This window comes from Corynebacterium sp. NPDC060344, from assembly GCF_042725215.1.
Lineage (GTDB): Bacteria > Actinomycetota > Actinomycetes > Mycobacteriales > Mycobacteriaceae > Corynebacterium.
Window position 1 is genome coordinate 190032 of record NZ_JBHXCS010000002.1, and the last position, 12078, is coordinate 202109.

A 12078-nucleotide genomic window follows, 5' to 3' on the forward strand; every position below is an offset into this window, starting at 1 on the left:
CGAACATGGCGGGCGGACCGGGCCGCGGGTGGGGCCGCATCGTCGAGCGCCGGCGGGCCGTGCTTGACGACGCCCACCGCCCACCCCAGCTGCGCGCCCCCGGCGACCAGCCGTTGCGCCATCGGCGGCTCCTCGACGCCAAACAGCGGGCCGACGCCGTCATCGACGACACCTCCGCCGAACTCGCCCGCGGCATCGGCGGGGGCGGTGGAGAGATGCCGGGCGCTCGAGGCGGTGGAATCGGCGGCGGGGTTGGCGGTGTCGCCGAGTTCTTCTCCGGGCGGCAGCCTGCGATGGGCCGATTGACGGTGATCCTGGTCCTCATCGCCGCCGTGCTCATCGCGCCGCGGCTCCTCGGCGTCGTGGCGGCCGGGCTGGCCGGTGGGGCCGGGTTGTTCGTGGCCGCCGTCGCCATCGGCGCGGTGCTCTACATCGGCGGCGGGCGCTGGTTCGCCGGCCGCCGCGCGGAGATCGCCGGCGCCGACGCCGCGGCGACGCTCGACCAACTCGCCGCCGATTCCCGCGCCCGGCTGCAGGCGATCATCGACGAGTGGTTCCGCATCGACGACACCCTGGGCATCGGCACCGCACTGGAATCGGCCTACGCCCGCGAGCCCCAGTCCCCCGAACTCGACCGCGCACGCCAGTCGATCATCGCCTCCATCGACTCCGCGCTCGCCGACGGCCACGACGCCCTCGCGGACCTGCGTAGCGACCTGCCCGGCGCGGATCTCCACCAGCGGCTGCAGCGCATCGACGCCGCCGACCGCGCCTTCTTGCGCCTGCGCTTCTACCGCCGCGCCCTCGACGACTGAACGCACGAGGAAACTCAAACGGGAACGCAGGCCGAAGGGGCCCCGGCAATCATGCCGGGGCCCCTTTCAGCGGTGATTCGCCGATCACCGTGATTTCGTCGTCAAGCGGCTAGTTGCGCAGCATCTCCGCGACCAGGAACGACAGCTCGAGCGACTGCTGCGTGTTCAGGCGCGGATCGCACGCCGAGGCGTAGCGGCCCGGCAGATCGACGTCCGCGATGTCCTGCGCGCCGCCGAGGCACTCGGTGACGTCCTCGCCGGTGAGCTCGATGTGCAGGCCGCCCGGGTGGGAGCCGATGGCGCGGTGGACCTCGAAAAAGCCCTGGACCTCGTCGACGATGCGGTCGAAGTGGCGGGTCTTGTAGCCGTTGGAGGCGCTGTAGGTGTTGCCGTGCATCGGGTCGCACTGCCAGATGACCTTGTGGCCGGTGGCCTCGACGGCCTCGACGATGGCCGGCAGGACCGTGCGGACCTTGTCGTTGCCCATGCGCGACGTCAGCGTCAGGCGGCCCGGCTGGAACAGGGGATCGAGCTTCTCCACGTAGGCGACGGCCTCCTCCGGCGTCGTCTTCGGGCCGATCTTCACGCCGACCGGGTTGCCGATCAGCGCCGCCAGCGCCACATGGAAGTCGTCGAGGCCGCGGGTGCGCTCGCCGATCCACAGCTGGTGCGCCGAGAGGTTGTACAGCTTGTCGTCGCCGGCCTCGTCGTGGGCCAGGCGCAGCATCGCGCGCTCGTAGTCGACGACCAGCGCCTCGTGCGAGCAGTAGATGTCGGCGGTCTGCAGGTTGGAGTCGGAGACGCCGCAGGCCTGCATGAAGCGCAGGGCATGGTCGATCTCGCGGGCCAGGTCCTCGTAGCGCGCGCCGGCCGGCGAGGTGGTCACGAATTCGCGGTTCCACTCGTGCAGGCGGTGCAGGTCTGCGGTGCCCGAGCCGGTCAGCGCGCGGACCATGTTCATGGCGGCCGACGCGTTGGCGTAGGCGCGGACCATGCGGGCCGGGTCGTGGACGCGGGATTCCTCGGTCGCCTCGACGCCGTTGACCATGTCGCCGCGGTAGCTGAGCAGCCCCTCGGAGTCGCGGTCGGCCGAGCGCGGCTTGGCGTACTGGCCGGCGATGCGGGCCATTTTCACCACCGGCGTCGACGCGCCGTAGGTCAGCACCACGGCCATCTGCAGCAGCGTCTTGATGTTCGCCCGGATGTGCGGCTCCGTGTTGGACTCGAAGGTCTCCGCGCAGTCGCCTCCCTGGAGCAGGAACGCGCGGCCCATGGCCACGTCCGCCAGCTCCTCCTTGAGCTTGCGCACCTCCGGCGCCACGACGATCGGCGGCACCGACTCGAGGATGCGGCGCACGTTGGCGGCGGCCTTCGGGTCCCACGACGGCTGCTGCAGCGCCTGGCGCGACAGTGCGTCTTCGAATCGTTCGCGGATGCCCTCGGGCAGCGGCGGCAGATCGGGGAGATCGTTTACGGGGAGGTCAATGGTCCAACTCACGGGTGCAATCGTAGCCGACCGCCCGGATCGGGTTGCCTCCCACCGCGCCCGGGGGCATTCGGGGCCGCGCGGCGGTGGTCCATGCACCCTGCTTTGCGACGGCCACCGCCTACCGCGAGGGGCGCACCTTCGCGATCTCGCGGAACCGCACCATATTGTGGCGCGCATCGGCGAGGGCGTCGTGGCGGCCTTCGTCCTGCTTGGACAGCCGCGGCTCTCCTGCCATTTCCCAGTACTGCTTGAGTTCCCTGGTGAAGCGCGGGATCCTGCGCGGCAGCCGGGTCATGTCGCCCCACAGCTGGGCCAGGACGACGTGGTCGTAGGCGCCGACCCACGCCCACAGCTCCGGGTCGCCGGTGCCGGGGGCGAGGAAGAACCGCTCCAGATCGTCGCGGATCGTCGACCGGGACTTCCACAGCGGCGACGACGGGTTCGGCAGCTGGTTGAGCACGTTGGCCCGCACCCACGGGCCCGCGGACCGGGCGTCGAATTCCGAGGAGATGGCGTAGTACTCGCGGCCGTCCTCGGCGACGACACCGATGGAGACCAGGTCGATGGTCCGGCCGTCTTCGATGAACTCGGTGTCGTAGAAATAGCGCACGACGCACAGGATAACCCGTGCGCCGCGTCATCTTCCCCGGTGGGGCGTGCGAAGCCGGCGGCGTGCGCCGGCCAGTCGAACAATCGCCTACAGTGCCTTCTGGCCGGGGCGGACCTCGAGCCGGCCGCCCGGCTCGGTGCCCTCCGGGTAGCCGTGGCCCTTGGCCAGCGAATCCTTGACGTCCGCCGAGTACGCGTCAACGTAGGTCTGGCCGGACATGTCCTGCAGGGCTTTCATCAGGTCGTCGGTGAGCGCCCTGGAGCACGCGTACTCGTCGCCGCGGTCGCGGTAGTCGGCCGGGTCCAGCGGGTCGCCGATGACCACGCCGACCTTCTTCGGGCGCGGCACCCACGTGCCGATGGGGTTGACCTCGGCCGTGCCGATCATCGCCACCGGGTAGACCTTGACGCCCGTCTTCAGCGCCACGCGGGCCAGGCCGGTCTTGCCGCGGTAGAGGCGGCCGTCGGCGGAGCGGGTGCCCTCCGGGTACATGCCCAGCACGTCGCCGCGGTCGAGGACCTTCACGGCGGCGTCGAGCGCGTCCTGGGCGGCGTCGCCGGACTTGCGGTCGATGGGCACCTGGCCGGTGTTGGAGAAGAAGAACCGCTGGATGCGGCCGACGATGCCCGGGCTGGTGAAGTACTCCTTCTTCGCCAGAAAGGTGATCTGGCGGTCGAGGACCAGCGGGAAGAAGAAGGAATCCATCACCGCGAGGTGGTTGGACGCCATGATCGCGGCGCCCTGATCCGGCACCTTCTCGCCGCCCTTGTAGGTGGGGCGGTTCCACACGCGCAGGAACGGCCCGATGAGCACGTACTTGAAGAACTTGTACCAGGGGTTATTCACGCCCGCTAACCTTACCCTCAGCTTCGGCGGGAGCCCGGGTGGCCGCGCCGACGATGTGCCCCCGTCGCGCCGCCGTCCCCTCGCGCTCGGCCCGGAGTTAGCCGCCCAGCGCAGCCACACGATTTCGCGTCCTGGGGTTTTACCGACATTCACCCGGCCAGTGGCTGCATTCGTCGGATAAGGACCTCGCTTGACAACGTCCACGCGCAGCAGATCGGCCCCGTCAAACCATCCGGCGACACGTGATCAGGACGGCGCGGTATTCGAGCCCCTCGGTGCGGGCGAAGTTGGCCCAGCGCGTCACCCCAACGCGTCAGCCGAGGGCGTCGGCGCGGGCGAGGTCGGCCGCGCCGATCATCCCGGCATCCGCGCCCAGCCGGCCGATCTCGATGCGGGCGGTGGGCCGGTGCCCGGCGCCGGTGATCTCGGAGGCGAACACGGCGCGGGCGCGTTCCAGGTACTGGTCGGCGGCCTGGGCGACGCCGCCGCCGATGACGATGAGCTCCGGGTCGAACACGTCGGCCACCAGCGCAAGTGCCCGCCCGAGCCAGTCGGCGAAGTCCCCCACGGCCGCCACCGCCAGCGGATCGCCGGTCTGCGCGGCGAGCATGACGTCGGAGCCGGTGGCGGTACCGTCGATGCACGCCCGCGCCAGCGGCCCCGGGAAACGCTTGGTCGTCGCCAGCTCCCGCGCCGTCGCCGCCAGAGCCGTGCCCGAGCAGTACCGCTCCAGGCAGCCGCGCTTGCCGCACGAGCACGGCCGCCCGCCAGGCACGACGGTGAGGTGGCCGAACTCGGGTGCGGTGCCGTACGCGCCGCGGTAGATCTGGCCGCCGCTCATCATCGCGCCGCCGATGCCGGTGCCCAGCGCGAAGAGCACCCAATCGCGGGCACCGCGCGCGGCACCGAAGCGGTACTCGCCCCACGCCGCCGAGTTCGCGTCATGCTCCAGGGTCACCGGCAGGTCGAGGCGCTCCCCCAGCCGCGCCGCGACATCGGCGTCGCGCCACGGCAAATGGGGCGCGAACCGCACCACGCGCCGCTCGGAATCGAGGAACCCGGCCACGGCCAGCCCCACGCCCACGGCATCGGGATGGTCGCGCAGCAGCTCGCCGGTCATCTCCGCGATGCCGTCCTCGAGCGCCTCGGCCGTCCCGTTCGACGACCGCTGCATCCGGTCGATCACCCGCCCCTGCGCCGTCACCACGGCCGCGCGCAGATTCGTGCCGCCGATGTCGAAGCTGATGGTCGGCCCCGCGGGCGCGGTGTCGGGCGGCGTCGTCACGTGGGGGCTCCTGGTCGGGTGGGTCAGCGGGGCGAACCGGTGGGTTCGTCCCCTCAGGGCAGTCGCGCCGGGTCGGCGCGGAACCAAACAAGAATATCCCCCCAGCCGCCGGCCCACGTATCCGGAGCCGCCACGCGCACCTTTTCCATCGCGCACACCCCGAAGATCGAGGGCGCGCCGAACCGCTTCGCGAACCCCGCGACCTGCACCACCACTCCCCTCGGCGATGCGTCGACGCGGACGGTGGATTCGGGGAAGTCGCCGGGGTCGGCGCCGTCGTCAAGCACAAAAGCTTGACGACGGACCCCCGTAGCACCCGCCGCCGCCCCCACGTCGGTTTCGGCGACCTCCCCCGAATCGCCGAAGTCCGGGAACGCCAGGTGCAGGGGCGCGTGGACGCGCATGCGGTAGCGGGGCGCGCCATCGCCGCCGGCGCCGAGGTCCGCGAGAGTCAGGCGCGGGAGCGGCGCAGGCGTAGCCACGTCGGTGGGCTCGCCGGCGGCCACCTCCACGCCCCCCTCCGCACCTTCCTCAATGCCCACCCCGATCCACCGGGCGACGCTGGACACGCGCGGATCCACCGGCCCGTCGGCGCGCAGGTGCACGCCGCCGGAGTCGACGAACCGCTGCCACGAATGCCCCCATGACCACAGGGACTCCAGCAGCCGGGCCCGCCGGGCGCGGTCGCCGAAGACGTCGGGCATGGACCGGTGGCGGTCGACGCGGGGATTGATCAGGTCGAGCATGTCCGATAGCTCCGCCGGGCCCTGCACCCTGCGCAGCCACGACAGCTGGCGGTCCGGCGTCGGGCCGAAGCGCACGCCCACCGGGCCGACGCCCGCCATCGTCTGCGCCTTCGCCCACACCAGCAGGCGCTCCAGGCCGGCGAAACCGGTCAGCGCATCCAGCGCCGACGCATCGGCGTCCATGCCGCGCAACAGGCCGACGGCGTCGGCGACGGGATCGGGCCCGGCTTCGGCCCACTGCAGGCCAGCGGGCAGGAAAGCCTCGGCCGCGCGGTCGCCCGGATGCCCCGGCACCAGGTACACGGGGTGGCGCGGGGTCGGCGGCGCGGCGTCGGGGGTCACTCAGGCAGGCCCTCGACGCGGCGCTTCAGCGACTTCAGCGCCGTGTCCACGATGCGGTGCTCCGCCTTGCGCCGCAGCATCCCCAGCATGGGCACGGCGGTGACGATCTCCAGCTCGTAGAGCACCTTCGTCGCACCGTCGTCGGCGTCGGACAGGACGTAGCGGCCCGACTGCGACTTCTGCAGCTGCGACGACAGCAGCGACCAGCTCACGCCGTCGGCGGTCCAGTCGTAGGCCAGCTCGTAGACGTCCTTGAGCACGGTTTCCAGGGTGAACTTCGCGCGCGCCGGCCGCAGCGGGCGGTCGCCTTCCTCGGTGACTTCCGCGGCGGTGGTGCCCGTCGCCCATTCCGGGTAGGCGGGAACGTCGCCGACGACGTCGAGGATCCGCTCCCGAGGGGCGTTGATCAGGATCTGTCCCTGCGTTCGGTCGCTCATGCCCTCCGAGATTACCCGCGGGGCGCGGCGCCTGCGAGGATCTTGCGCAGGCGGGCGCCCATGACCTCCCAGGTCCAATGCTTGACGACGTGCCGCCGCCCACGCTCCCCCATCTCCCGCGCGCGTTCGCCGTCGGAGCAGATCGACGTGATCGCCCCGGCCAGGGCGCGGGTGTCGCGGCCGGAGACCACCAGGCCGGTGACGCCGTCGACGACGGTTTCCGGCGCGCCGCCGGAGTCGCCGGCGATGACGGGCACGCCGCAGGCCTGGGCCTCCAGGTACACGATGCCCAGCCCCTCGACGTCGAGGCCGCGGCCGCGGGTGCGGGCGGGCATGGCGAAGACGGTGGCGGCATTGTAGTGGTCCGGCAGCTCGCCGAAGGGCACCGGGCCGGTGAAGATGATGCGGTCGTCCACGCCGGAAGCCTCGGCCATCGCGTCGAGCTTCTCCCGGTACGGGCCGGCGCCGACGATCATGAGGCGGGCCTCCGGCAGTGCTTCGGCGACCGCCGGCATGGCCGCGATGAGCGAGTCCTGCCCCTTGCGCGCCACCAGGCGGGAAATGCACACGATCAGCGGCTGATCGGCGGCGATGCCGTGGCGCGCGCGGATCCGGGCGCCCGCTTCCGCGTCAGGCCGGAAGCGTTCGACGTCGACGCCCGACGGCAGGCGCTCGAAGGCCGTGCGGGGGCCGAAGGCGGCGGCGAACCGGTTGCGGGTGTACGAGGAAATGTAGGTGACCACGTCGGAACCGTCGCCGATGATCCGCAGGGCGCGCCGCGACACGGGCAGCATGGACCAGCCGACCTCGTGGCCGTGCGTGGTGGAGATGATCCGCCGTGCCCCCGCCCTTCGGCACGCGCGCGCCAACAGCCCCATCGGGGCCGCCGCGCCGAACCACACGACGTCGATGTCCTCGTCGGCGATGATCTTCGCCGCCGCCCGCGCCACGTGCGGCAACGGCAGCAGGACCCGATCGCGCAGGCGGTGGACCCGGTACGGCAGCGCCGCATCGTGGTCGCGGGTGGCCTCGCCGGGAATCCGCGTCGACGCCAGCACCGTCAGCGACGACGGATCGAGCGTGCCGCAGAAGTCCCTCAGGTACGACTCGATGCCGCCCTGGCGGGGCGGGAAGTCGTTGGTGATCAGGAGGACGCGGCCGTGGGTGCCGCGGTGGGCGTCGTCAAGCACGGGCGTCCGCCCCAACTACAGCCATCCCCGCCGCAGCCGGTCAGTAACGGACGGCGCCCTGGTAGGGGCCGCCCTGCTCGATCGGGACGACCTGCACCGGCACGCCGTACGTCGAGGCGTGGATGATCATGCCGTTGCCCACGTACATGCCCACGTGCGTGATGCCCTCGTAGAAGCCGATGAGGTCACCCGGCTGCAGCTGATCGCGGCTCACCGGCGTGCCGCCCGCGAGCTGCGCCTGCGACGTGCGCGGGATGGACTTGCCCAGCTGCTGGTACGCCCAGTACATCAGGCCCGAGCAGTCGAACGCGTCGGGGCCGGCGGCGCCCCACGAGTACGGGGAGCCGACCTTGGTCATCGCGGCGTCGACCGCGCCCGAGGAGCCGAGCAGCATGCCCAGGCCATCGGTGATCGGGTTGTCCTTAGCGCGCCAGGCGGCCAGCTCGTCCGGCGACAGCGAATCGACGCGGTCGCGGACCTCCTGCGTGCGGCGCTCCAGCTCGCCGGACTTCTTCTCCAGCTCACCGCGCTGGCGCTCCAGGGCGCCCAGCTGCACGCCGGCGACCGCACGGGCCGACGCCGCGCGGGCGAAACCGTCGGCCGCCTCGCGCTGGCGCTTGGCCACCTCCGACAGCGTGCCCTCCTTGTCGCGCGACAGGCGGTTGACGTAGGAGGACCGGTCCAGCGCATCCTGGGCGTCGCTCGAACCGATGACGGCGGTGATCGGGTCGACGACGTCGCCGCGCATGCGCTGGCGGGCGAACCGCGAAATGTCGTCGCGGTGGCGGTCCAGCTCGCCGCGGGACTCCTCCGCCAGGCGGGTCGCCTGCTCGACCTCGCCCTGCAGCTTGAGCACGAGTTCCTCTTGCTTGACGACGTCGCCGTCCAGCCGCAGGACCTCCTGCGAATTCTCCTCGGTCTCCCGGGAGAGCTTCTCCAGGTCCGCGATGATGGCGTCGGCCGTGAGCTCCTGCGCCACGGCGGACGGGACGATGGCCGCCGAAGCGGAGAGGGTCGCCGCCACGGTCGTGGAGGCGATCAAACGACGGAGATGGGTCCTGCGGTGCTGCACGGTGCGGGATGGCCTTTCGAAACCGGGATTCCGGATCCGGTTCCTCGCGCGGTGGCGCGGGCCGGGGAATCTGCTGCATGCCCTGGTCGGATGGGCATTGTCGCGATGAACTTTAACAACCGCCCGGGCGCCGGGCGAATCACTTGGGAGTGATTCCGCGAACATTCTGCACGGGACGTGAAACGTGAGGTCAGCTGTGACGGAAGTGACCGACAGGTACCCCCGGGTGACACGGGTTCCGCAATCGTCACGGTCCGCGAAAGCCACGCCCCGCGGGAACCCGGCGCCCAGAAGCCGCGCCCCGCAAAAGCCATGAGGCGGGGCCCGGGAGAATTCCCGTGGCCCCGCCCGTCATGGCAGGAGTGTCGAGCGCTGGTTAGAAGCGGACGACGGAGTGGACCGGCATGTAGTCGATGCTGGCCTCGTGAACGTTCTGGCCGGCCTGCGGCGCGTGGATGACGTTGTTGCCGCCCGAGAAGATGCCCACGTGGGTGGCGCCCGGGTAGAACACGACGATGTCGCCGAGCTGCTTGCCGGCCATGCCGACCGACTGGCCGCCGTTGGCCTGGGCCTGCGAGGTGCGCGGGATGGACTTGCCGACCTGCGCGTAGGACCAGGAGGTCAGGCCGGAGCAGTCGAAGCCGCCGGGCTGGGTGCCGCCCCACACGTACGGGGTGCCGATCTGCGAGCGCGCGGCGTCGACGATCTTCTGGCCGGTGGAGACGACCGGCGCGGCGGCCGGGGCGAAGGCGGTGGAGCGATCGGTGATCGACTCGATGCCCTGCGCGGCACCCGGGATGGCGTCGGCGATGCCCTGGATGTTCTCGACGCCCGGGACGTCGATGGAACCGACGCCCGGGATGGCGACCGGCGCGGCCGAGGCGGTCGGCGCGGTCAGGGCGGTGATGCCGGCGACGGTGGCGCCGAAGGCGGCGGCGTTGCGGGCGATGTTGGAACGGCGCTGGTGCTTACCCATGATGAAAAACTCCGTGTTCTCTTCCAGTTTCGTGCCGACCGGGTTAGCTGACGGGTTCGGGAGCAATGGAAGTTCTCCCTACCCTCCGGCTCTCGCCGGTGGGATTCACCCCAGTGAAAGGAGTGGGTCCCCGGTTCGGCGTCCTCGCGGGCGCCGATTAGGCTTGGTTTCCTGCCATGAGCGGCACCTCTTGGAGGACCCCGCTTCAATGTCTCGGCAAGATTACGAAATGGGCACGGATCTTGTCCAGCCGACGCGCCAAGACCGTTTCGAAATCGCTCCGTTATCGGCATGCACCCCAATCTGTTACCGGTCCGTTATGAAGCGGCGCCGATGTGAACGTTTTCAGTGTCACGCGCCGAGACCCAACCGAGACCTGCAGGTTTGCGACACTTCGCCGTCACGCGTTACGACGGCCCCTTCGAGGGGCGAAGGTACTGAATCCACAGTTATGTGAAACGCGTCACATTTTGTGATTCCACTACCGTTGACGGCTCAACTTTCACACCGGCCACAGTGTTCACGGTCGATCCGTCGCAAAGCCTAGAATCGGGCGGGTGACCGACGCCGACCCCCTCCAGCTCTCCTTCGCCGACGCCTCCCCCGGCGATGGCGCGGGCCGGGTGCCCGAGGAGCTGGGGCTCGGCGAGACGACGTTCGTGGTCGTCGACCTGGAGACCACCGGCATGCGCGCCGGGGACGACCACATCATCGAGATCGGCGCCGTGCGCGTGCGCGGCGGGGTCGAGGAGGGCCGGTTCAGCGAGCTCATCGACCCCGGGATGCCGCTGCCCTCCTTCATCACGGAGTTGACCGGCATCAAGGACGCCGACCTCGACGGCGCGCCGCAGCTGGGCACGGTGCTGCCCCGGTTCCTCGAATTCGCCCGCGGTGCGGTGTGGGTGGCCCACAACGCGTCGTTCGACATCGGTTTCCTCCGGGCGTCGTGCGAGCAGCTGGGGCTGCGGTGGCCGGCGCCGACGGTCGTCGACACGCTGCAGCTCGCCCGGCGCCTGCTGGACCGCAAGCGCACGGGCAGTTTCCGGCTCGGAGACCTGGCCCGCTACGTCGGGGCGGAGGTGACCCCGAACCACCGCGCGCTCGACGATGCGGCGGCGACGGTCGACGTCCTCCACTTCCTCATCGAGCGGCTCGCCGGCCATTCCGTGGGCACCGTCGGCGAACTCGAGCACTTCTCCCCCGACGTCGACCCGGCGCTGCGCGAGAAGAAGACCCTCATCGCCGACGCGCCCCACGCCCCCGGCGTCTACGTGTTCCGGGGCGCCGCGGGCGAGCCCTTATATATAGGAACCGCGGTGGACTTGCGCCGCAGGCTGCTGCAGTACTTCACCGGGGCCGATCCGCGGCGGCGCATGAAGGAAATGGTCATGCTCGCCGAGTCCGTCGACATGGCCGAATGCGCCCACGGGATGGAGGCCGAGGTCCGCGAGGCCCGCCTGCTCGCCGCGGCGCGTCCCCCGTACAACCGGCAGCGCAAGGAACCGGGCCGCGGATGGTACCTCAACCCTCCGGCGAAAAAGGGCGGGCCGAAGGTCTCCCGGGTCGCGGACGGCGACGACGCGATCGGGCCATTCCGCACGCGCAACGCCGCCCAGTCGACGAAGGAGACGCTGGACCTCGACGCCGACTCGTTCCCGACCATCGCCGAAGAACTCCGTGCGGGCGGCGCCTCGCTCATCGAGCGGCTCATCGCCGACGTGACGGCGGCGTCCGAGGAAGGCCGGTATCGCCGGGCGGCGTTCTTGCGCGACATCACGGCGGATCTGATCCTCGCGCTCGATTCGCGGCAGCGCCTCGGCGCCCTCGCCGCCGTCCCGCAGTTGCAGGCGGCGTTTCCCGATGGCCGCGGCGGCTGGAACCTGGCCGTCGTCCGCCACGGCCGGCTCGCCGCGGCGGGCCGGTCGCCGCGCGGGGCCGACGCGGCGCACATCGCGGGGCTGTTGTCGCAGTCGGCCGAGACGGTCATCCCCGGCGATGGCCCCTACCGCGGGGCCAATCCCCACGAGTTGCGGGTGGTGCTCAACTGGTTGCTTCGCGACGACGTCCGCATCGGCCCCACCGACGCACCCTGGATCTCCCCCGCCGAGGGCGCCGGCCGGTGGCGCGAGTGGGCCACCGCAGCGGTGGCGGCGCGGAAGAGCTGACCCCGCACTAGACCTGACCCGCGCAAGACCTGACCCCGCGCAGCCGCGCCCTTATATAAAGACTCGGCGCGAATTGGTGACTCAGCGCGCGGCCGCGACTGGCAC

General features: G+C 71.2%; 11 protein-coding genes and 1 riboswitch. Of the genes, 2 read left to right on the plus strand and 9 right to left on the minus strand.

What is annotated here, in order from left to right; genetic code table 11:
- The first annotated feature begins 5 nt into the window (after positions 1 to 5).
- Positions 6 to 815 carry a hypothetical protein gene (locus tag ACFWGD_RS03630; protein ID WP_377777187.1) on the plus strand — a complete coding sequence of 270 codons (810 nt, stop codon included), beginning with the start codon at positions 6 to 8 and terminating at the stop codon, positions 813 to 815.
- A 109-nt stretch (positions 816 to 924) separates the two neighbouring features.
- Here ACFWGD_RS03630 and ACFWGD_RS03635 read toward each other — a convergent pair whose 3' ends face one another.
- The 9 genes from ACFWGD_RS03635 to ACFWGD_RS03675 all read right to left on the minus strand — a co-directional run bounded on the left by ACFWGD_RS03635 (position 925) and on the right by ACFWGD_RS03675 (position 9808).
- Positions 925 to 2313, minus strand: coding sequence for a class II 3-deoxy-7-phosphoheptulonate synthase (locus ACFWGD_RS03635; RefSeq protein ID WP_377777188.1), 1389 nt, complete (start codon positions 2311 to 2313; stop codon positions 925 to 927).
- Between the two features lie 109 nt (positions 2314 to 2422).
- The gene (locus tag ACFWGD_RS03640; protein WP_377777189.1) at positions 2423 to 2914 is read right to left on the minus strand and encodes a polyadenylate-specific 3'-exoribonuclease AS; all 492 of its coding nucleotides are present in this window, start codon (positions 2912 to 2914) and stop codon (positions 2423 to 2425) included.
- A gap of 87 nt (positions 2915 to 3001) precedes the next feature.
- Complete coding sequence (locus ACFWGD_RS03645) at positions 3002 to 3760, minus strand: lysophospholipid acyltransferase family protein (protein ID WP_377777190.1); 759 nt, start codon at positions 3758 to 3760, stop codon at positions 3002 to 3004.
- Between the two features lie 313 nt (positions 3761 to 4073).
- Positions 4074 to 5045, minus strand: a complete 972-nt coding sequence (locus ACFWGD_RS03650; RefSeq protein WP_377777191.1) for an ROK family protein — start codon at positions 5043 to 5045, stop codon at positions 4074 to 4076.
- 53 nt (positions 5046 to 5098) lie between these two features.
- Entirely contained in the window at positions 5099 to 6133 is a 1035-nt protein-coding gene (locus ACFWGD_RS03655) for a hypothetical protein (protein WP_377777192.1), read from the minus strand.
- Positions 6130 to 6570 carry an SRPBCC family protein gene (locus ACFWGD_RS03660; RefSeq protein WP_377777193.1) on the minus strand — a complete coding sequence of 147 codons (441 nt, stop codon included), beginning with the start codon at positions 6568 to 6570 and terminating at the stop codon, positions 6130 to 6132. Before ACFWGD_RS03660 ends, ACFWGD_RS03655 begins: the two co-directional genes overlap by 4 nt.
- An 11-nt stretch (positions 6571 to 6581) precedes the next feature.
- Entirely contained in the window at positions 6582 to 7760 is a 1179-nt protein-coding gene (locus tag ACFWGD_RS03665) for a glycosyltransferase family 4 protein (RefSeq protein WP_377777194.1), read from the minus strand.
- Between the two features lie 40 nt (positions 7761 to 7800).
- Positions 7801 to 8832 carry an NlpC/P60 family protein gene (locus tag ACFWGD_RS03670; RefSeq protein ID WP_377777195.1) on the minus strand — a complete coding sequence of 344 codons (1032 nt, stop codon included), beginning with the start codon at positions 8830 to 8832 and terminating at the stop codon, positions 7801 to 7803.
- Between the two features lie 376 nt (positions 8833 to 9208).
- The gene (locus ACFWGD_RS03675) at positions 9209 to 9808 is read right to left on the minus strand and encodes a C40 family peptidase (protein ID WP_377777196.1); all 600 of its coding nucleotides are present in this window, start codon (positions 9806 to 9808) and stop codon (positions 9209 to 9211) included.
- 16 nt (positions 9809 to 9824) lie between these two features.
- A riboswitch (cyclic di-AMP (ydaO/yuaA leader) is annotated at positions 9825 to 9982 on the minus strand.
- Positions 9983 to 10365: 383 nt separating this feature from the next.
- On the opposite strand from ACFWGD_RS03675, the gene ACFWGD_RS03680 reads away from it, so the two are divergent.
- Positions 10366 to 11973, plus strand: a complete 1608-nt coding sequence (locus ACFWGD_RS03680; protein WP_377777197.1) for a DEDD exonuclease domain-containing protein — start codon at positions 10366 to 10368, stop codon at positions 11971 to 11973.
- The last annotated feature ends 105 nt before the right edge of the window (positions 11974 to 12078 follow it).

Excerpts from the sequence above, each read along its gene's own strand:
- ACFWGD_RS03630 (WP_377777187.1), top strand. The coding sequence starts at position 6 with ATGGCGGGCGGACCGGGCCGCGGGTGGGGCCGCATCGTCGAGCGCCGG.
- ACFWGD_RS03675 (WP_377777196.1), bottom strand. The coding sequence starts at position 9,808 with ATGGGTAAGCACCAGCGCCGTTCCAACATCGCCCGCAACGCCGCCGCC.
- ACFWGD_RS03660 (WP_377777193.1), bottom strand. The coding sequence starts at position 6,570 with ATGAGCGACCGAACGCAGGGACAGATCCTGATCAACGCCCCTCGGGAG.